This is a genomic window from Streptomyces flavusporus (assembly GCF_046267975.1).
Taxonomy (GTDB): domain Bacteria; phylum Actinomycetota; class Actinomycetes; order Streptomycetales; family Streptomycetaceae; genus Streptomyces; species Streptomyces flavusporus.
In genome coordinates this window covers 8,836,007-8,855,796 of sequence record NZ_CP176503.1, presented here as the reverse complement: position 1 = coordinate 8,855,796, position 19,790 = coordinate 8,836,007, and the positions used below count along the sequence as shown (strand labels likewise).

Here is a 19,790-nt window from a genome sequence, read left to right as displayed (position 1 = left end):
CCGCGTCGCTGGTCAGTGGCTCAGCCGGACGACCGCTCGCTCCAGCGGGGGCAGCGCCCGCTGGCCGGCCACCGCCAAGGCGATCGCCGCCAGCACGCCGGTCCAGGCGACCGGGCCGAGCGGCGTGCAGCCGAAGAACTGGCTGGGGCCGGGGATCTGGACCAAGGCGACCAGCGCGACCGCGGAACCGAGGACGGTGACCCGCACCAGCGGGCTGTCCCGGCGGTCGGCGAGGGTCTGGGCGAGCTGGCTGCCCACCACGGCGCACAGGGACATCGTGGTCGTCCGGCGGGTCGAGCCCGGCGTGAAGCGGCCGATCAGCCAGGCCGCGACCGCGCCGAGGGTCGTGGTCAGCGCGCGGTGCCGGATCTGCCGCATCAGCGGGGTGCCGAGCAGCGTCGCGCCCAACGGCCGACTGCCGGCGCTCGCGTCCTCGGCCGGGTCCTTCTGCGGCGTGACCGCCACGGCCATCGCCGGGAACAGGTCCGTGAACAGGTTCACCAGCAGCATCTGACGGGTCGACAGCGGCGCCGCGCCCGCGAGGAGGGTGCCCAGGACGCCGAAGCCGACTTCGCCCGCGTTGCCGCCGATCAGGATGGCGACGGCGTCGGCGACGCTGTGCCACAGGGCGCGGCCCTCGGCGACGGCCTCGACGAGGACGGTGAGGTCTCCGTTGGTGAGCACCAGGTCGGCGGCGTTGCGGGCGGCCGCCGAGCCGCGGGCGCTGATCCCGACGCCGATGTCGGCGGCGCGGATCGCGGCGGCGTCGTTGGCGCCGTCGCCGACCATCCCGACAACGCGGCCGGCGTCCATCAGCGCCTCGACGACCTGGAGCTTCTGCTCGGGCGCGACCCGGGCCACGACGCCCACATCGTGCAGCATGCGGGCGCGTTCCGAGCGGTCGGCGGCGGCCAGCTCGTCGCCGGTGATCACGGCCGTGTCCTCGGGCCAGCCCAGGTCGAGGGCGATCGCCCGGGCGGTCTGCGGGTGGTCGCCGGTCAGCATCACCGGTCGTACGCCCGCCTCGCGCAGCCCGTGCACGAGCGCCGTGGATGTCTCGCGCGGTACGTCGGCCAGCGCGAGCAGTCCGGTGAACTCCAGCTTCTCCAGGGGGGCTTCGCACGCTTCGGTGTCCTTCTCGTCCTCGGCCAGGCGCCGCCTGGCGACCGCCAGGACGCGCAGCCCGTTGCGGGCCAGCTCCTGGGCCTTGCCGGAGGCGTGGTCGGGGACATCGCGGCAGGCGGGCAGCACGATCTCCGGCGCGCCCTTGACGACGAGCGTGCGCTCGCCGTCCGCCGCGTGGCCCACCGCGCCGGCGTAGCCCCGGCCCGCCTCGAAGGGCCTGCCCTCGGTCTGGACCCACTCGGGGTCGCGCGGTGCCGCGTCCAGGACCGCCTCGTCGGTGGCGTGCACCGGCCGGTCGGGGCCCTCCTCGGGCTGGGGGCAGGCGCGCACCGCGACCCGCATCGTGACCGAGTCCGCGGCCTCGTCCAGCCTACGGACCTCACCGTCCACGTCGGTCACGCGGACCAGGCGCAACTTGTTCTCGGTGAGAGTGCCGGTCTTGTCGAAGCAGACCGTGTCCATCCGGCCGAGTGCCTCCAGCGTGCGCGGAGCACGGACCAGGACGCCACGTCGGCTGAGTCGGCGGGCGGCCGCCAGCTGCGCGACCGTGGCCACCAGGGGCAGCCCTTCGGGAACGGCGGCCACCGCCACCGCGACGCCACCGCTGACGGCCCGGCGTATCGGTGCGCCGCGCACCAGCGACAGCGCGGTCACCGCGGCGCCGCCCGCCATGGTCAACGGCAGTGCCTTGCGCGTGAGTTCCTGCAGCCGGGCCTGGACGCCGGCGGCGGGCGGTGTGCGGGCGGCGAGGTGGACGGCGCGGGCCGCCTCGGTGCGGTCGCCGGTCTCCACGACGACGGCCCTGGCCTGCCCGGCGACGACCGTCGTGCCCTCGAACACCATGCAGCGGCGGTCGGCCACCGCGGCGCGCGGGGTCGGCTCCGTCTGCTTGTTCGCCGGCAGGGACTCGCCGGTCAGCGCCGACTCGTCGACCTCCAGGCCGTCCTCCCACAGCAGACGTGCGTCGGCCGGTACGACATCGTCGACCGCGAGCTCGATCACATCGCCGGGCGTCAGCCGGGTGGCATCCACCGTGCGGGGCCCGGCCGAGGCGTCCTCGGCGGTGACGCGGGCCTTCTGCTTCTGCTCCGCGAGCAGCCCGGACAGCGCCCGCTCGGCCCGCAGCCGCTGCACCCCGCCGACCAGCGCGTTCAGATCGAGGGCGCCGACGACCAGCAGCGCGTCCACGACGGAGCCGAGGATCGCCGACGCGGCCGAGCCGACCGCCAGGACCGGGGTGAGCGGGTCGTCCAGTTCGCCGCGTACGGCCCGGCCCAGCTGCACCGACCACCGGGCCGGCGCCAGGACGGGGACGCGGGCGACGGACTCGGCCGCCTTGCGGACGCGGCTCCTCGTCTCCTGCACGGGAGTCGGCCGTCGTTCCGGCCCGTGGTCCAGCCGCTTGCGGACGTCGCTCGCCTTCAGGGCGTGCCAGGCCACCCGCGGCCGCGGGTGCGGGGCCCGGGCGGCCGCCACTCCGACGGCGGCCCGTGCCCCGCTCAGCAGGGCGACTGCCGCGCCCACGTCGACGGGGGCGTGGCGCAGGCCGATCAGCGGGGTGCGATTGCCGTTCCCGGACTCGCCGATGGCCACCAGCAGCCCGGACAGGGCGGCACCCGACCGGGCCAGGGTCTGCGAACGCCGGCCGACCTTACGGGCCGCCGGCACCGCGGCGAGCAGCCGCCACACGTCGGCCAGCCCGCCCGGGGCGACGAGGTCCGCACCCCACGCGACGGCCGCGTCCCCGTCGGCGAGCGCGACCGCCACGTCACCGGCGAGCAGCCCGGCCAGGACGTCGGTGTCCTCGGACGACCTCGGGCGGGCCACCGTCAGGACACCGCCGCGCCCGCGCAGCCCGTTCACGACCTCGTCGGCCGACCGGTCGGCGGCGACGATGTGGTCGGCGAGGGCGGTGAACTCGCCGAGCGCCGGATCGTCCACGACCACGACCCTCAGTCCGGCGCGCCGGGTCGCGTCCAGCACGGCCTCGGCCCACGGGTCGGCGTCGCCCTCGGCCGTGTGCAGCGCACTGGGATGCAGGAAGACCGTCCGGACCGTCTCCAGTTGCCGCAGCCGTTGCATGTTGCGCACCAGTACCCCGGTGCGGGCGAGCGCACAGCCCAGCACGGCGTGGAAGGAGGCGGGCCCGTAGCGGGCGGCCTTCGGGGAGCCCGCGAGCACCGCCTCGGCCGCCTCGGTGCCGCTGTGCTTGACCAGCAAGGTCGCGGCGGCGCCCGCCAGGCTGCCGGCCTCGGCGTGAACCGCGTACTCGTGCGCCGGCGTGGTCCGCAGCGGCGGGCGCGGGAACCGGTGCGCGGCCACGTCCTGGCGCCCTGGCCCGCATACCTGGTCGTGCACCGCGTCGAAGGCGGCCGCGCGGGCCAGTGTCTCGGTGAGCTGGAAGGAGCGCAGGACCCCGTCGAGCACCAGCGAGATCGGTGTCTGCCCTGCGCCGTGGGCGGCCGCGTTGACGACCGCCAGCATCAGGTCCATACGGGAGGGGCCGAACCGGGACCGCATCCAGCTGCGGAGGCGGGGGTTCTCGCGCAGCAGCGTCACGCACGCGGTCACGAACCGGGGCGAGGCCGGCAACCGGAGCGCCGACCCGGTGACGGCGGCGACGACTCCCACCGCATCGGCCGCGAGCGCCGCGGCAGTGGTCCGCGCCTCGCCCGGGTCGCCCGGATGCGCGAACTCCTCCACGTCGTCGTCCGCCGGTACCAGTCCGTGCCGGGCTGCGAGGTCGTTCGCCTTCTCCACCACCCGGTCACTCAGCGCGTCCTCGGTCGCGACGATCACCAGCCGGGCCAGCCCACCGTCCCAGTAGGCGTACGCCACGTCCGGATGCTCCGCCAGCGCCCTGGCCACCCGTCGCGCCGCCTGCGCCGTCCCGGCCGCCCGCCGTTCCGTCTCCGGTCCGGCAAGCCGCAGCGCGAGGTGTGCCCGCCGGCCGGACCGCCAGTGGCGATCGCCGCCCGGTACTGCGGCACGGGCGACCCGCGTCATCCGCACCAGGGCGTCCGCGCTGCGCACCCCGGCCCGTGCGGTCCCGGCCAGGACGCCCGCCGCCGCGCCCACCGCGGGCGCGGCACCGCTCACCAGCAGCCCCGGCCCGGCCAGTACGACGCCGGAGAGGGCCGCAGCCGAACCCGTCAGCAACCCAAGCGCCATCTCATCCCTCAGCTCGTGGTTCCGGGTGAGCCGGGAGCCTGCGCTCCCGGCCCGCGTTCCCTATCCGCCTGCGGTCGCCTTGCGCCGGCCGGCAGTCGACGACGCACGGCTGCCGGTCGACGACGCGCGTCCCTTGGTCGTCGTGGTCGTACGCCGGCTGGTGGACGACGTACGGCTGCCGGTGGCTGCCGACTTCCCGCGCTCGGACGTCCCACTCCGGCTGCCGGACGTTCGAGCGCTCGTCGACGTCGAACGGCTGCCACCGCTTGTCGTACGGCGGGCGGCGGCCGTCTTGGTGCTCTTCGCCGTCTTGGTGCTCTTCGCCGTCTTGGTGCTCTTCGCCGTCTTGGTGCCCTTCGCCGCCTTGGTGCCCTTCGCCGTCTTGGTGCCCTTCTCGCCCTTCTCTTCCGCAGCGCCGTCGTGCTGCGGACGGGGCTGGGTGAGCCAGGCCACGCCGGCGGCCGCGGCGGCCACGGGCCACTCGACGAGGCCCGCGACACCGAGCAGGCCGGCGCCGGTGTACACGGCGATGCGCCGACCGCGCGGCGACACGGCGCCGACCGCGTCCAGTGCGCCTTCGGCCGCCTTGGTCACGGTGTCGGCGCCGGGCACCTTGCGCACCGCGTCGGGCAGCTTGCGCACCGCATCGGCTCCGGGCGCATGGCGCACCGTCTCGGGCGCATGGCGCACCGCGTCGGGCACCTTGCGCACGACCCCGGCACCCGGCATCCTGCGCAGCGTCGAGGCGGCGGCACTCGGCACGGCGCGCAGCGTCGCAGCGGTGGCGCGCAGCGGCTGCGCCGGCTCGGGCGAGGATTTCTGCGCTGTCATGACACTCCACGCCTCCCTGAGAGATCCGCTCTCTTCACCCGCCGTGTTCCCGGGAAACGCGACGTCATCCGCACAGGAGGGGAAACCCGCGTGACCGGTGTGGCTCGCAGCGGCTGCGCCTGCCCGTCAGCGAAGCGCTCCCCCACCACGGTTCCAGCCGCTTCCTGCGCGCTCCCAAGTGTCCGAATGTGTTCTGCGCAAAGCGTTGACCAGAAAGCGCTTGCCCCCTACGTTCCGTTCAGCAGGCTGACCGGTCGACGCCCCCTTGGGTCGGAATCGTCACCCTGCCTGCGCGAGGCGTTCAACATGGCGTACGTCATTCACGTACAGGATCGAACAAGTCCTCCCGAAGGGACGCACCCGCATGCGCACAGTCCCCCCACGTACACACGCGCAAAGATCTGCCCTGGTGGCGGCCGCGGCGGCCATCGCAACAGTGGCCGTCGTCACCCTCCCGCAGTCGGCCGGGGCGGCCGAGAGCTCACCGATCGGGTTCGGCGCCGGGGCGACCGGCGGCGGCAGCGCCACGGCGGTGACCGTCTCGACGCTCGACGCCTTCAGGTCGGCCGTGTCCGGCAACGCGGCGAAGGTCGTCCGGGTCAACGGGCTGATCTCGTTGAGCGGTCAGGTCGACATCGGGTCCAACACGACCGTCCTGGGCGTCGGTTCGTCGTCGGGATTCACCGGTGGCGGACTACGGCTGAAGGAGGTCTCCAACGTCGTCGTCCGCAACCTGAACATCAGCAAGCCGGTCGCGCCCGCAGACGGCATCACCGTCCAGGCGTCGACGAAGGTGTGGCTCGACCACAACTCCTTCTCGGCGGACCGCGAGCACGACAAGGACCACTACGACGGTCTGCTGGACATCAACCACGGCTCGGACAACGTCACCGTGTCCTGGAACACCTTCAAGGACCACTTCAAGGGCTCGCTCGTCGGCCACAGCGACAACAACGCGCCCGAGGACACCGGGCACCTGAAGGTGACGTACCACCACAACCACTTCAGCAACGTCTACTCGCGCATCCCCAGCCTGCGCTTCGGCACCGGGCACTTCTACAACAACTACGTGGCCGGCGCCGACACCGCCTGCCACTCGCGCATGGGCGCCCAGATGCTCGTGGAGAACAACGTCTTCCGCGACACGAAGATCGCTGTGACCACGAACCGCAGCAGTGACGTGGACGGCTACGCGAATCTGCGCGGCAACGATCTCGGCGGGGCCGCGACCGAGATCTCCCGGGTCGGCACCTTCACCACGCCGCCCTACAGCTACACCGCGGAGTCCGCGGCCGGCGTCGTCGCCTCGGTGACGTCCGGCGCGGGCGCCGGAAAGATCTGACCACCCCCCCCAACTGGAAGAAGGCATCGGGACATGACTTCACCAGCAAAGCCCCGCGCCCGCCGGCGGGCACTGACCGGCGGGCTGGCCGCGCTCGGCCTCTCGTCTGTCATGATCACGACACTCGGCACGTCGCCGGCGAGCGCCGCCACCTGGCCGACGCCCAACGGCAGCCAGGGGACGTCCTCCACCATCTCCGTGTCCGGCACCAAGGACTACGGCATGAAGAAGTTCTACGGCACCGGGGACCTGGCCGGTGACGGCCAGGAGGAGGGCCAGGACCCGATCTTCAAGCTCGCGGCCGGCGCGACGCTGAAGAACGTCATCATCGGCGCGCCCGGCGCCGACGGCATCCACTGCGAGGGCAACTGCGCCCTGCAGAACGTGTGGTGGGAGGACGTCGGCGAGGACGCCGCGACCTTCCGTGGCGGCTCCGCCTACAACGTGATCGGCGGTGGCGCCAAGAAGGCCGCCGACAAGGTCTTCCAGCACAACGGACCCGGCACGGTGAACATCTCCAACTTCGCGGTCAGCGAGTTCAAGACGCTGTACCGCTCGTGCGGCGACTGCTCCACGCAGTACACGCGCAAGGTCAACCTCAGCAACATCGAGGTGACCGGCACCGGATCCACCGCGCGCCTGGTCGGCATCAACGTCAACCGCAACGACGTGGCGACGCTGCGGGGCATCACGATCCTCAACGACGCCGGCCGCAAGGTCATCCCCTGCCAGAAGTACAACAACAACACCGCCGTGGGCACGGGCCCGGACAGCACGAACTGCCTGTACTCCAGCTCGGACATCACCTACAGGTAGCCCTCACCCGCAGGTAGTCCCCCACGGTGAAGGCGGCCGTCCGAAGCGTCCCCCCACGGCGCTTCGTACGGCCGCCGCGTCATTCCCGGCGGCCACGCGCGCGTACCGCCTCGGTGACCTCCCGCTGGTAGTCCGCGTACACGGTGCGCAACTCGGTGCCCGGCCAGTCGGCGGGGAGGAGTTCGGGAGGCAGAACGGGGTCGGCGAGCAGATGGCGTACGACGGCCGCGAAGGCGGTGAAGCGGTCGGCCGGGCGGTCCGCCCCGGCGGCATGGGCGAGCAGGGCCCGGGCGGTGGTGGACCAGGCATCGAGCGGCCAGAGGTTCGCGGCCAGTTCGCGCGGTGGACGGTCGTCCGGACGGGCCGTGTAGCGCTGGGCCACCTTGCCCAGGTCGTCCGGCAGGGACCGGCGCAGGTTGGCGGGCCGCAGCCAGACGCCCTCGCGGAGTTCGGCGAGCCGGAGGGCGGTCAACCGGCTGCGCAGGTCGGCGCGTTCCGCGGGTCCGCGCCCGGTCGCGGTGATCACGACCATCTCCCAGTCGCCGTCCCACGCGCGCGTGCGCGGATGTACGGCCTCGTCCTGCCGGCGTTGCCGTTCCAGCAGACGTTCGCTGAGCCGGTAGACGCCACCTGCGCGCCGCAGATCACCGGCGGTCACCATCCGGCTGAGCGCGGCCCGCACCGTGGACCCGCCGACGCCGAAAGGCTCCACGCCACGCACGAGGTCCCGCACCGGCAGCTCGGGCGGGTGCGAGCCCAGCAGCAGGCTCAGGACGACCGACCTCGCGGACAGCGGGCGCAGCTCGACCCCGCCGACCTGCTGCGCTGTCACGTTCGCCCGCATGGTCACGTACTGTACGCGGCGGATTTTCCTGTTGCAGGATTGCTGCGACTGTAGCCAGAGTGCAACACTCGCCGTATGGCCTCGACACTGGCGCAGGAGCAGCAGCACCCGGGTTACGCGACGCACGACGTCACCAACCAGCCACCTCCCCTGACCCCCTACGACGCGTCCGAGGACACGGCCCTGCTCGAAGGGCTGCGCCGAGAGGGCGCCGCGTGGGCCGAGGAGGACATCCGGCGGCTCGGTCGGCGGGCCGGGAGTGCCGAGGCGCAGGAGTGGGGCGAACAGGCCAACCGGCACGAGCCCGAGCTGCGCACGCACGACCGGTACGGCCATCGCGTCGACGAGGTCGAGTTCCACCCGAGCTGGCACCACCTGATGCGGGTCGCCGTCGCCGAGGGGCTGGCGGGGGCACCCTGGGCGGACGAGCGGCTCGGAGCGCATGTCGCCCGAACCGCGGGCGGGATGGTGTGGGGGCACACCGAGGCCGGGCACGGCTGTCCGACGTCGATGACGTACGCCGCCGTCCCCGTGCTGCGTCGGCAGCCCGAGCTCGCGAAGGTCTACGAACCCCTGCTGACCAGCCGGGAGTACGACCCGGGTCTGCGCGTGCCGACCGAGAAGCGGGGCCTGCTCGCGGGCATGGGGATGACCGAGAAGCAGGGCGGCTCCGACGTCCGCACGAACACGACGACGGCCACGCCGACCGCCGAGCCCGGCGTGTACACGCTGCGCGGGCACAAGTGGTTCACCTCGGCGCCCATGTGCGACGTCTTCCTGGTGCTGGCCCAGGCTCCGGGCGGCCTGTCCTGCTTCTTCGTGCCGCGTGTCCTGCCCGACGGCAGCCGCAACACCTTCCGCATCCAGCGCCTGAAGGACAAGCTGGGCAACCGCTCGAACGCCTCCTCCGAGCCCGAGTTCGACGGGACCGTGGCCTGGCTGGTGGGGTCCGAGGGCCGGGGCGTCAAGACGATCATCGAGATGGTCAACTGCACCCGGCTGGACTGCGTGATGTCGTCGGCGACGCTGATGCGCAAGACGCTCGTCGAGGCGGGGCACCATGTGCGGCACCGCAGCGCGTTCGGCGCCCGGTTGATCGACCAGCCGCTGATGCGCAACGTCCTGGCCGACCTGGCGCTGGAGTCCGAGGCCGCCACGACGCTCACGCTACGGCTGGCCGGCGCGGCCGACCGTGCGGTGCGCGGAGACGACGAGCAGGGCACGGAGGCGGCGTTCCGCCGGATCGCGACCGCCGTCGGCAAGTACTGGGTCACCAAGCGGGGACCGGCCTTCACCGCGGAGGCCCTGGAGTGCCTGGGCGGCAACGGCTATGTGGAGGACTCGGGCATGCCCCGCCACTACCGTGAGGCGCCCCTGCTGTCGATCTGGGAGGGCTCGGGGAACGTCAACGCCCTTGATGTGCTGCGGGCGTTGAGCCGCGAGCCCGGTACCACTCAGGCGCTGTTCGACGAGCTCGCCCTGGCGCAGGGCGCGGACGCACGGCTGGACTCGGCCGTGTCCCGCCTGGAGCAGGGGCTGGCCACGGCCTCGCCGGCCGGTGCGCGGCGGCTCGTGGAGCTGATGGCGCTCACCCTGCAGGCCTCGCTGCTGGTCCGGTACGCCCCGCCCGCGATCGCCGACGCGTTCTGCGCCACACGGCTCGGCGGCGACTGGGGGCATGCGTTCGGCACGCTTCCCGACGCGGCCGACATCGACGCGATCCTGAGCAGGGCGCTGCCCGGCGAGGACTGAGCGTGCCGGCGGGGCGCGTCACCGGCTCTCGTCAGCCCGTCCTGCGCCCCACAGCGGATCGAACCGCGCCCAGTCGAGGTCCCATTGGTCCAGGCGGCGGCGTTCCAGGCGGGTGAGTAGGACCCGCCCGCCGGCGAACGGCACCATGGCGGCGCCCACCCCCGCGAGGCCGCCGATCAGCGAGGCCCGCACCCGGGCCTGGGACTCGGAGGCGGGCGCGGTCACCAGGCGGCCCCGGCGGTCCGTCCACACGGTGACCGGCGTGCCGACGGAGCTGCCGGGGCGGACCCGGGCCTGGCCGGTGCGCGAGGAACCGTCCGGCGCCGTCCAGCGCACCTCGGCCCACACCCGTTCACCGTTCGACGCGCCGCCTGCCGCGCGGGACGTTCCGGGGACGTCCTTGGTCAGGCTCGCCGTCACGGGCCGCCACTCGGCACGCTCACGAGCGAGCTCCTGTTCCACGGACCGGGCCACCGTCAGACCGGCGAGCACCCCGCCGAGGACGGTGAGCATCCCGGCGCCGAGCAGGACCCAGGCCTCCACCGTGTCGGCACGCCGCTTGAGCGGGTTGCGCCGCCAGCGCCACAGCCACACCTTCGGACAACGGAACGCCATCGAAGGCTTCCTCCTCGTGAGCGCACGAACATCACCGACCGCCCTCCCATACGGCGCACGGCTCACCGATGCTCAGCGCGCGACTGCGCGGTGACCGGCGACACCCCGCTGACCTGCGACGAAGCGATTCCGGGGATGACTGTCAGTGCCGGGGTGCAGACTGGCCGGTATCTGAGACAAGGACGTCGCGGAGGTGATCGGCAATGACCGAGGTACTGCTCGCCGTGGGCACGCGCAAGGGCCTGTTCATCGGGCGTCGGCGCGGTGGCGCCTGGGAGTTCGACGAGAGTCCCTACTTCAACGCACAGGCCGTGTACTCGGTCGCCATCGACACCCGCGGCGCCACCCCGCGGCTACTGGCGGGCGGTGACAGCACACACTGGGGGCCGTCGGTGTTCCACTCCGACGACCTGGGCCGGACGTGGACCGAACCGGCCCAGCCGGCCGTCAAGTTCCCGAAGGAAACGGGCGCTTCGCTGGAGCGGGTGTGGCAGCTGCACCCGGCGGCCGCGGAGCCGGACGTGGTCTACGCGGGCACGGAACCGGCCGCGCTGTACCGCTCCGAGGACCGCGGGGAGCACTTCGACCTCGTCCGTCCGCTGTGGGAGCACCCCACGCGATCGCAGTGGGTGCCGGGCGGCGGCGGAGAGGGCCTGCACACCGTGATCACCGACCGACGCGATCCGCAGGCGGCCGCGGTCGCCGTGTCGACGGCCGGGGTGTTCCGTACGAAGGACGGCGGCGCCAGCTGGACACCGTCCAACTCCGGGGTCTCCGCCGTGTTCCTTCCGGATCCCAACCCGGAGTTCGGTCAGTGCGTGCACAAGATCGCGCAGGACGCGTCGACGCCGGACCGGCTGTACCTGCAGAACCACTGGGGGGTGTACCGCAGCGACGACGCCGGTGCGCACTGGGCCGACATCGGCAAGGGCCTGCCCTCGACGTTCGGTTTCGCTGCGGCCGCGCATCCCCACCGCGGCGACACCGCGTACGTGTTCCCGATCAACGCGGACGCGGACCGGGTACCCGCCGGCCGGCGCTGCCGGGTCTTCCGCACGGCGGACGCGGGCAGCACGTGGGAGCCGCTCACCGCCGGTCTGCCGCAGGAGGACCACTACGGCACGGTGCTGCGCGACGCCCTGTGCACGGACGACGCGGACCCGGCGGGCGTGTACTTCGGCAACCGGAACGGCGAGTTGTACGCCTCGGCCGACGACGGCGACAGCTGGCGGCAGTTGGCGTCGCATCTGCCGGATGTGCTGTGCGTGCGGGCCGCGGTCATCTGACGCCCCTGCCTCGGTGTGCCGGTCACCGATCTCTTGGTCGAGGGACGCCGGCGCACGGCACCGGCCCGCTGGGGCATTGCCCCACAGCGGAGCCGGTGCCGCTGTGCGCGGAGAGGAAGCCTCGCCGCAGGGGTTCCACGGTGTGCCTACGGCAGTCGCCAGTCCACCGGCTGCGCACCCTGCCGCAGCAGCAGATCGTTGGCCCTGCTGAACGGACGCGAGCCGAAGAACCCCCGGTCCGCCGACATCGGCGAGGGATGAGCGGACTCGATCGCCGGGAGATCCCCGAGCAGCGGGCGGAGATTGCGGGCGTCGCGCCCCCACAGGATCGACACCAGCGGCTTTCCTCGCGCAACCAGCGCCCGGATGGCCTGATCCGTGACCTCCTCCCATCCCTTGCCCCGGTGCGCCGCGGGCTTGCGCGGGGCCGTCGTCAACGCTCTGTTGAGCAACAGCACCCCCTGCTCGGTCCACGGCGTCAGATCGCCGTTGGACGGCCTGGGCAGTCCCAAGTCGGAGTGCATCTCCCGGAAGATGTTCTCCAGACTGCCCGGCAAGGAACGCACCTCGGGCGAGACGGCGAAACTCAATCCGATGGCCATCCCCGGCGTGGGGTAGGGATCCTGGCCGACGATCAGGACCTGAACATCGTCGAAGGGCTGTTGGAAAGCCCGCAGGACGTTCTCCCCGGCCGGAAGGTAGGTCCGGCCGGCCGCTATCTCGGCCCGGAGGAAGTCCCCCATGGCAGCAATACGTCCGGCCACAGGTTCGAGAGCCTTCGCCCAGCCTGCTTCAACGAGTTCATTCAAGGGTCGTGGTGCCACGGCGCGTCACTCTACTGGTACGCACCGAGCCCCGGCACAGGCAGACAAGCCCCGCCCACGGACGCCGCTCTCGGCGCTACTCTTCCTCCTCGCCGAGATCGCCGACATCGCTGAGATCTTCGAGCCGGTCGAGCAGCCGGTCGCCGGGAAGGAGGGGAGCTTGTCGCGTCCAGTGGTCAAGCAAGCCCCGTCGGCTTCCCGGGCGGCTGCGACCTCCGCCTCGGGGCTCTCGCATGAGGCGGGCCGGCTCGACGGTCCGGCAGCCGCTGGGGAGGAATCCGCGTTCCTCGCCGTCGACTCGGGAGGCTCCGGCCTGCGGGCCGTCGTGGGCACCGCCGCGCGAGGGCCGCTCGCCGTGCGGGAGTCGGCGGAACCGGTCCGCACCGGCGCGCGGGGGATCGACGCCGGGCACTTCATGCAGCAACTCGTCCCCATGGTCCGGGCGTTGACGGCCGAGGCCGGAGTCACCGCGCTGGACACGGTGGTCGTCGGCGCGGCAGGCTTCAGCACGCTCGGCGACGATCTGCGTGCCGGACTTCCCGCCGCCCTGTACCGGGAATGCGGGATCCGGACCGTCGCCCTGGCCGCCGACGCCGTCACCGCCTACACAGGCGCCCTGGGCCCCAGGCCCGGAGCGGTGATCGCCGCCGGTACCGGACTCATCGCGATCGGCACGGACCTGACGCGATGGCGTCGCGCGGACGGCTGGGGCCATCTGCTGGGCGACTGCGGCAGCGGAGCCTGGATCGGCCGGGCCGGTCTTGAGGCCGCACTGCGCGCCCACGACGGGCGGGAGGGCGGTTCGGCCCCGCTACTGGAGTGCGCCGAGGAGATGTTCGGCCCGATGCCGGGACTGCCCGCCCAGGTGTACCCGCGCTCGGACCGTCCCGCCGTCCTCGCCTCCTTCGCCCCCAGCGTGGCGGCCTGCGCCGACGACGGCGACCCCGTCGCCGTGCACGTCCTGCGCGCAGCCGCCCGGCACATGGCCGATTCAGCGGCCGCCGTGTGCCCCACGACGGGTGAGCCCCAGGTCGCCCTCACCGGGGGCCTGTTCAAGATGGGCGCCGCTCTCCTCGTACCGCTGGACGAGGAACTGACGAAGCGGCTGCCCCACGCCCGCCGGCTGGCGGCCGAGGGCGATCCGCTGCATGGGGCGGTCCGTATCGCGGCCGACCTGACGGCCGGGGCGCTCACCCTGCCGGGTGACGAGAAACTGCTGTACGTGGTGGCCGCCCAGGGTGACTGATCCCGGCACGACGCATATCCGACATGTAGCACTTGGGGTCGCGCAGTTCATCAGTCATCTCACACAAACGCGCTGATCACTTATGATCCGTACGTAACTCATCAGACAAATCTGGACGGATACCGCTCACCTGCACCCTCCCCGAACAAGGGAGCCCAGGAAGCCAGTAACATGCGGCGCCATGAGCTCCCCCACTGGGCCCGCGTCCGGCCTGCCAGTACGAATGCCGCGCCCCCGCCAGCCCGGGCGGCACCGCCGACCCGAGCCCCTGGCGGCTCCCGAGGGCGCGCCCGCGCTCGTCCTCGCGGTTCCGGGCACACCCAGCGTGGCCACGCGCAGCCTCGCCGAGGAGGTCGTGAGCATCGCCCGCTCCGAGCTGCCCGGCCTCGACGCCCGGATCGGCTACGTCGAGGGTGATGACGCGGAGTTCCCCACGCTCCAGTCGGTGCTGGCGTACGCCGCCGACGAGCGCACCGCCCGCTATGAGCAGGCGCGCGCGGCCGGTGTGGAGGTCCAGGAGCCCGACGGCCCGGTCGCCGTTGTGGTGCCGCTGCTCGCCGGTCCGGACAGTGCGCTGCTGCGCCAGGTCCGCCAGGCCGTGATGGACAGCCGCGTCGCGGCCGAGCTGACCGATGTGCTCGGCCCGCACCCGCTGCTCGCCGAGGCCCTGCACGTGCGCCTGTCGGAGGCGGGCCTGGCCCGCGCCGACCGCGCCCGGCTGTTCACCGTGGCCACCGCCGCGGACGGCATCATCCTGGCCTCGGTGGGCGGCGAGGAGGCCGTGCAGGCGGCCGGGATCACCGGCATGCTGCTCGCCGCGCGGCTCGCGGTGCCGGTGATGGCGGCGGCGCTGGACCAGGAGGGTTCGATCGCGTCCGTCGCGGAGCAGCTGCGTTCCTCGGGCTCGCAGCAGCTGGCGCTGGCGCCGTACCTGATCGGCCCCGAGATCGACCCGGGCCTGGTCGCGGAAGCCGCGAAGGAGGCGGGCTGCTCGGCCGCCGAGCCGCTCGGCGCCTACCCGGCCATCGGCAAGCTCGCCCTGGCCAAGTACACGACGGCGCTGGGCATCGCCCCGCAGCAGCCGCAGGGCGCTCCGGTCCACTGAACCGGCGTCACCCGCAGTCGTACGACGAGGGCCCGCTCCGCACGTACGGACGCTGTTGGTTAATTCCGCCCCGCTGGATCTCATCCAGTGGGGCGGAGTGCTGCGAAGGGTGAAACGCGGGTCTTGGCGAGTGGTCTGCCGGTGAGCCATGCATCGACGCGAGCGAAGTTGATGGCCGCGCCGGTGAAGTGGTGCTGCAACCGGGTCTTGTCGAGTCCGCGGTAGCGGGATCTGCGCAGGCCGAAGGCCTGGACACCTTGTGAGATGGTGCCTTCGACGCCGGCTCGGTGTCCGTAGCGGCGGCGCCAGTGGTCGGTGTCCTGCTCAGTACGGGCCTGTTGAAGGATGTCGTGTTCGGTCTTCGGTCTCAGGGTCAGATTGCGGCCGGTCCTGGAGCTGGTGCACGAGGTCCGCAGTTCGCAGGGGTCGCAGTGCCGGGCGGCGAACCGGACCCGGGTGACCGGGGCGTCCCACTGGCTCTGGGCTTCTCGCCAGACGACACTGGTCTGTCCGCCGGGGCAGACGGCCTGGCGCTGGCCCCAGTCGATGGCGAAGTGGGTGTTGTCGAAGACGTCTCCGGTCGCCTGTCCCTTCACGGTGGTGGACTTGACCGGGCCGACCAGCTCGATGTCGTGATCGCGGCGGGCGTGGTGGATCTGTTCGGCGTCGATGTATCCGGCGTCCACCAGGTGCTCGTCCGGCAGCAGACCGCGTTCGGCCAGAGCGGTGTGGGTGTCCTCCAGGACGAGGACGTCGTTGACGGGCGTCGGCGTGGTGCGAATGTGGGTGATCAGATGCGGGGCGTCGGGCTCGCAGGTCTCGCTGAGGTGGACCTTGTAACCGGACCAGCCCAGATCCCGTTTCGAACCAGTGCGGGCCTCGGGCTCGTAGGGGGTCCGTAAGCGGATCAGACCCGGCGGGAGGTCCTTCGTCCCGCGCCAGCGCATGGCCCCGTCGACCTGGTGAAACTGCTGGACCCAGGTCTGCCGCAGGAACTCCACCGCGGGCAGGCTCTGCAACGTGGGCGGTGACACAGCCGACCAGACGGCCTTCAGCAGCATCATGCCGTCGGTCCCGCACTGGTCGGCGTGTTCGACGCGGGCCGCCCACCGGGACGCGAAGCGACTGTCCTCCGGCCGGGCCGAGTAACGGTCGAACCACTCCGGCGGCGACACCGTCATCAGCCAGTCCCCGGCCTCCTCCGCTACCTGGTTCAGTGCCGCCCGCAGTGTCTCGACCACGAACTCCAGCCGGTTCAGGTCTCTCGTTGCAGCCAGCACGTGGGTAGCATCCGTGCGCTGTCGCTTGCCCGCCTTGACCAGCCCTGCCTCGCCAGCCGCCCGAAGTACTGCATCGAACACCATCTGGCCGGCCTCACCGTCGACCAGCCGGGCACGGAACTCGCTGAGCACCGAGAAGTCGAATCCGGTGTCGGCCAACTCCAGCGAAAGAGCGTACTTCCAGTCCAGACGCGAGCGGACCGCGTGCGCGGCCTGCCGGTCGGTCAGCCCCTCCGCGAACTGCAACACCGACACCAGCGCGAGCCGGGCAGGAGACACCGTCGGCCGCCCCCTGACCGGGAAAAGTTCCTCGAAATCGGCATCCGAGAACACCGGCCCGAGCGCATCCCGTACCCGCATCACCAGGCAGCCCTTCGGGAACACCGCACGTGCCAGCCGAGCGGTCTCCTCCGGGATCTCCATCAGATCCACCCCACGCAGCGACACCGAACCCACCCCTCAACACAACGACGGCCTGCACAACCCCAACGGGGTCATGCAGGCCGTCGTCACGCCCGCACCCGATTTACCAACAGCGTCCGCACGTGCGGAGCGGGCCCTTCGCCATGCAGATGCACGCCTAGGCCAAGTGCGGCGACTTGGACGGCGTGCGCAGGGGCGTGACCAGTTCGGCCAGGGCGCGCTCCAGGCCGTGCAGATGGGCGAGGGCGGCCGGTTCGACCGCGCGCTGCTGAGGCGCGAGATCGGGGGCGCCGCCCACCGCATCGCCCGTGAGCGCCTCCACCGCGCCCTGCACGCGCCGGCAGGCGGCGGCCAGGCGGGCGTCGTGGGAGGCCTCCGGGTCGGCGGCCACGGCGACCAGGCCGCGGATCTCGCGGGCGCAGTCGTCGAGCAGGGCCAGCACCCGGCGGGCGCGCCGCTTGCGGCCGAGCACGGGGTTCAGCGGGTGCACCAACGGGGCGACGGCGAGGCGTACCCGGCCGAGGAGCAGTTCCAGTTCCACCACCCGCAGGGCCGGGTCGGCGTCGTCGGCGCCGGCGAGGCGTGCCGCGGCCTCGGCGGTGCACGCATGGACGCAGCGCAGGGCGCGCTGGATCCAGGCGTCGGTGACGGTGTGGGTGGTGACGGGCAGGACGAACAGGACGGCCAGTACGGCACCCACCGCCCCGATGCCGGTCTCGGCGAGGCGCAGCGCGAGCAGCGCGGGCTCGAGCACGCCCAGGAGGCCGTAGAGCAGTTCGGCGAGCAGGGTCACGCAGAGCATCATCCAGGTGTAGGACACGGCTGCCGTGTAGAAGATGCCGAACACGCACACGGCTGCGAGCAGGGCGGAGGGCACCGCGGCGCCGTGCAGTGGGACGGCGACGAGCAGTCCGAGGCCGATGCCGATCACCGTGCCGAGGAGCCGGCGGAAGCCGCGGACCAGGGTCTCGCCGCGCGAGGTGGTGTTCACGAAGATCCACCAGGTGGCGCCGACGGCCCAGTACCAGCGCTCCCCGGACACCAGCTGCCCCACGACCAGGGCGAAGCCCGCGCCGACGGTCGCCTGGACCGCCTGGCGCGTGCTGATCCGGGCGAGGCCCGTCCCGCCCGGTGGCGCGACCGCGGGGGCCGGGGTCAGGCGGCGCTCGTAGCACCACAGTCCGAAGCGCACCGCGGCCGCGGCGAGCACGGACAGCAGGACGGCGGCGTACAGCTCGGGCAACTGCCCGGGGGTCGCCTGCAGGAACTGCGCGATGAAGAAGGTCATGAACGCGAACACGCCGAGACTGTGTCCGCGTGGCCCCCAGCGGCGGGCGTAGACGCCGGCGCCGACCACGGCGAGGAAGGTGAGGTCGCGGGCGACGGGGTGGTCGTGCAGTTCGGCCGCGGCGGCCAGCACGGGCAGACCGACGGCCGGCAGCAGCGCGGTGGTCACGGCCTGCCCACGGACGGTCGTGTCCGTGACCGTGAACAGCGCGAGGAGCGCGGCCAGCCCACCGGTGACGGCACCGGCGAGGGAGTGCCCGGCGAGGCCACAGACGACGACCGCGAGGCCGATGCCGAGGACGGCACGCGCGGCGAAGCGCAGCCGCGTCCGCCCCGGGTCCGGTGCCACGAACACCCTCTTCAGCACTTCCCACCCCTTGCATATGACCGGCATGAAAAAGGCGCCGCGGGATCCGCAGCGCCATCGACGCCTCCATGACAGCATCACTTCCGCCACTGGCTCAAGTGGCTCCGAGTTCACTGGTCCATTGGCACAGCAGCAAGGACTTCCCAGGACTCTCCACCAGGCCAACGGACGACGTCGGACGGCCCAGCCCGACTGCGTCCCGCTGGGCCATTGGTACAGTCGGCTGTGATCTTCGGCGGAAGGGAGGCAGGGTGCCATGGCCGTGGACGAGCTGGACACCCGCATCCTGCGGCTACTGCTGGAGCAGCCGCGTACGAGTGTGCGGGAGTACGCCCGTCTCCTCGGGGTGGCCCGCGGCACGCTCCAGGCCCGCCTCGACCGCCTGGAACGGGACGGCGTGATCACCGGCACCGGCCCGGTGCTCTCCCCCGCCGCACTCGGCCACCCGGTGCTCGCGTTCGTGCACATCGAGGTCACCCAGGGCCACCTCGACGACGTGGGCGACGCACTGGCCGCCGTACCGGAGATCGTCGAGGCGTTCTCGATCACGGGCGGCGGCGATCTGCTCACCCGGGTCGTGGCGCGTGACAACGCCCATCTCGAGGATGTGATCCAGAAGCTGATCAGCCTGCCCGGGGTCGTCCGCACCCGCACCGAGGTGGCCCTGCGCGAACGTGTGCCGCACCGGCTGCTGCCGCTCGTCGAGTCGATCGGCCGGGCGGCCGCCCAATGATCACGGCACGGACACCCTTGGCATCATGACCCGCATGAGCAATCTCGGCGACATCTCGGTCATCTTCGATCTCGACGGAACGCTCGTGGACAGCGAGCCGAACTACTACGAAGCGGGCCGGCAGATCCTCGCCGAGCACGGCGTACCGGACTTCACGTGGGCCGACCACGAGCAGTACATCGGCATCAGCACCCAGGAGACGGTCGCGCACTGGAAACAGCGCTACGGGCTGCGCGCCTTGGTCGACGACCTGTTCGCCGCCAAGAACCGCCGCTACCTGGAGCTCGCCCGCGCCTCCACGCGCGCGTACCCCGAGATGCGCAAGTTCGTCGAGCTGCTGGCCGCCGACGGCGTTCCCATGGCCGTGGCCTCGGGTTCGTCGCCCGAGGCCATCGCGGCGATCCTGGTCGGGACGGGCCTGGACGCCCAGCTGCGAACGGTCGTCTCGGCGGACGAGGTCGCGCACGGCAAGCCCGCCCCCGACGTCTTCCTGGAGGCCGCCCGCCGGCTCGGCGCGGACCCCGCCGACTGCGTGGTCGTCGAGGACGCGGCTCCCGGCGCGGCCGCCGCCCACGCGGCCGGCATGCGCTGCATCGCGCTCCCCTACGTGGCCGCGCAGGCCGACGCCCCGGAGTTCGCGACCGCCGACCTCCTGCTGCGAGGCGGCCAGGATGAGTTCACGGCACGGGCGGCGTACGACTGGCTCGTGCGCACGACTCGGGCGTCCTGAACCCCAACCGCAG

15 protein-coding genes are annotated in these 19,790 nt (G+C 72.5%); 8 read left to right on the top strand and 7 right to left on the bottom strand.

Annotated features, from left to right (window positions below; translation table 11 throughout):
- Positions 1-12 precede the first annotated feature (12 nt).
- Both ACKTSN_RS41585 and ACKTSN_RS41580 read right to left on the bottom strand, forming a co-directional pair.
- Positions 13-4,296 (bottom strand): cation-translocating P-type ATPase, encoded by a 4,284-nt coding sequence (locus ACKTSN_RS41585; RefSeq protein ID WP_409473795.1) that lies wholly within the window; start codon positions 4,294-4,296, stop codon positions 13-15.
- Positions 4,297-4,356: 60 nt separating this feature from the next.
- Positions 4,357-5,127 carry a hypothetical protein gene (locus ACKTSN_RS41580; protein ID WP_409473794.1) on the bottom strand — a complete coding sequence of 257 codons (771 nt, stop codon included), beginning with the start codon at positions 5,125-5,127 and terminating at the stop codon, positions 4,357-4,359.
- 364 nt (positions 5,128-5,491) lie between these two features.
- On the opposite strand from ACKTSN_RS41580, the gene ACKTSN_RS41575 reads away from it, so the two are divergent.
- Both ACKTSN_RS41575 and ACKTSN_RS41570 read left to right on the top strand, forming a co-directional pair.
- Positions 5,492-6,469: a pectate lyase family protein gene (locus ACKTSN_RS41575; RefSeq protein WP_409473793.1), complete on the top strand. Its 978-nt coding sequence runs from the start codon at positions 5,492-5,494 to the stop codon at positions 6,467-6,469.
- Positions 6,470-6,502: 33 nt separating this feature from the next.
- Entirely contained in the window at positions 6,503-7,285 is a 783-nt protein-coding gene (locus tag ACKTSN_RS41570; protein WP_409473792.1) for a pectate lyase, read from the top strand.
- Positions 7,286-7,364: 79 nt separating this feature from the next.
- On the opposite strand, the gene ACKTSN_RS41565 is transcribed toward ACKTSN_RS41570, so the two are convergent.
- The gene (locus ACKTSN_RS41565) at positions 7,365-8,129 is read right to left on the bottom strand and encodes a PaaX family transcriptional regulator C-terminal domain-containing protein (protein WP_409473791.1); all 765 of its coding nucleotides are present in this window, start codon (positions 8,127-8,129) and stop codon (positions 7,365-7,367) included.
- 75 nt (positions 8,130-8,204) lie between these two features.
- Between ACKTSN_RS41565 and ACKTSN_RS41560 the strand changes: the two genes are divergently transcribed.
- Complete coding sequence (locus ACKTSN_RS41560) at positions 8,205-9,881, top strand: acyl-CoA dehydrogenase family protein (RefSeq protein ID WP_409473790.1); 1,677 nt, start codon at positions 8,205-8,207, stop codon at positions 9,879-9,881.
- Positions 9,882-9,899: 18 nt separating this feature from the next.
- On the opposite strand, the gene ACKTSN_RS41555 is transcribed toward ACKTSN_RS41560, so the two are convergent.
- Complete coding sequence (locus ACKTSN_RS41555) at positions 9,900-10,496, bottom strand: Rv1733c family protein (RefSeq protein ID WP_409473789.1); 597 nt, start codon at positions 10,494-10,496, stop codon at positions 9,900-9,902.
- A 203-nt stretch (positions 10,497-10,699) separates the two neighbouring features.
- On the opposite strand from ACKTSN_RS41555, the gene ACKTSN_RS41550 reads away from it, so the two are divergent.
- Positions 10,700-11,782, top strand: coding sequence for a WD40/YVTN/BNR-like repeat-containing protein (locus ACKTSN_RS41550; protein ID WP_409473788.1), 1,083 nt, complete (start codon positions 10,700-10,702; stop codon positions 11,780-11,782).
- A 146-nt stretch (positions 11,783-11,928) separates the two neighbouring features.
- Here the strand turns inward: ACKTSN_RS41550 and ACKTSN_RS41545 are convergent, their stop codons facing one another.
- The gene (locus ACKTSN_RS41545) at positions 11,929-12,606 is read right to left on the bottom strand and encodes a uracil-DNA glycosylase (protein ID WP_409473787.1); all 678 of its coding nucleotides are present in this window, start codon (positions 12,604-12,606) and stop codon (positions 11,929-11,931) included.
- 160 nt (positions 12,607-12,766) lie between these two features.
- Between ACKTSN_RS41545 and ACKTSN_RS41540 the strand changes: the two genes are divergently transcribed.
- On the top strand, positions 12,767-13,852 hold the full coding sequence (locus tag ACKTSN_RS41540) for an N-acetylglucosamine kinase (protein ID WP_409473786.1): 1,086 nt from the start codon (positions 12,767-12,769) through the stop codon (positions 13,850-13,852).
- 181 nt (positions 13,853-14,033) lie between these two features.
- On the top strand, positions 14,034-14,957 hold the full coding sequence (locus ACKTSN_RS41535) for a sirohydrochlorin chelatase (protein WP_409473785.1): 924 nt from the start codon (positions 14,034-14,036) through the stop codon (positions 14,955-14,957).
- Positions 14,958-15,037: 80 nt separating this feature from the next.
- Here the strand turns inward: ACKTSN_RS41535 and ACKTSN_RS41530 are convergent, their stop codons facing one another.
- Together ACKTSN_RS41530 and ACKTSN_RS41525 are read right to left on the bottom strand one after the other, a co-directional pair.
- A complete protein-coding gene (locus ACKTSN_RS41530) occupies positions 15,038-16,684 on the bottom strand; it encodes an IS1182 family transposase (RefSeq protein ID WP_409473784.1) in 1,647 nt (548 codons plus the stop codon).
- A 133-nt stretch (positions 16,685-16,817) separates the two neighbouring features.
- On the bottom strand, positions 16,818-18,314 hold the full coding sequence (locus ACKTSN_RS41525; protein WP_409473783.1) for an FUSC family protein: 1,497 nt from the start codon (positions 18,312-18,314) through the stop codon (positions 16,818-16,820).
- Between the two features lie 256 nt (positions 18,315-18,570).
- On the opposite strand from ACKTSN_RS41525, the gene ACKTSN_RS41520 reads away from it, so the two are divergent.
- Positions 18,571-19,047 carry an Lrp/AsnC family transcriptional regulator gene (locus ACKTSN_RS41520; protein WP_224735706.1) on the top strand — a complete coding sequence of 159 codons (477 nt, stop codon included), beginning with the start codon at positions 18,571-18,573 and terminating at the stop codon, positions 19,045-19,047.
- 34 nt (positions 19,048-19,081) lie between these two features.
- On the top strand, positions 19,082-19,777 hold the full coding sequence (locus tag ACKTSN_RS41515) for an HAD family hydrolase (RefSeq protein ID WP_409475049.1): 696 nt from the start codon (positions 19,082-19,084) through the stop codon (positions 19,775-19,777).
- Positions 19,778-19,790 lie beyond the last annotated feature (13 nt).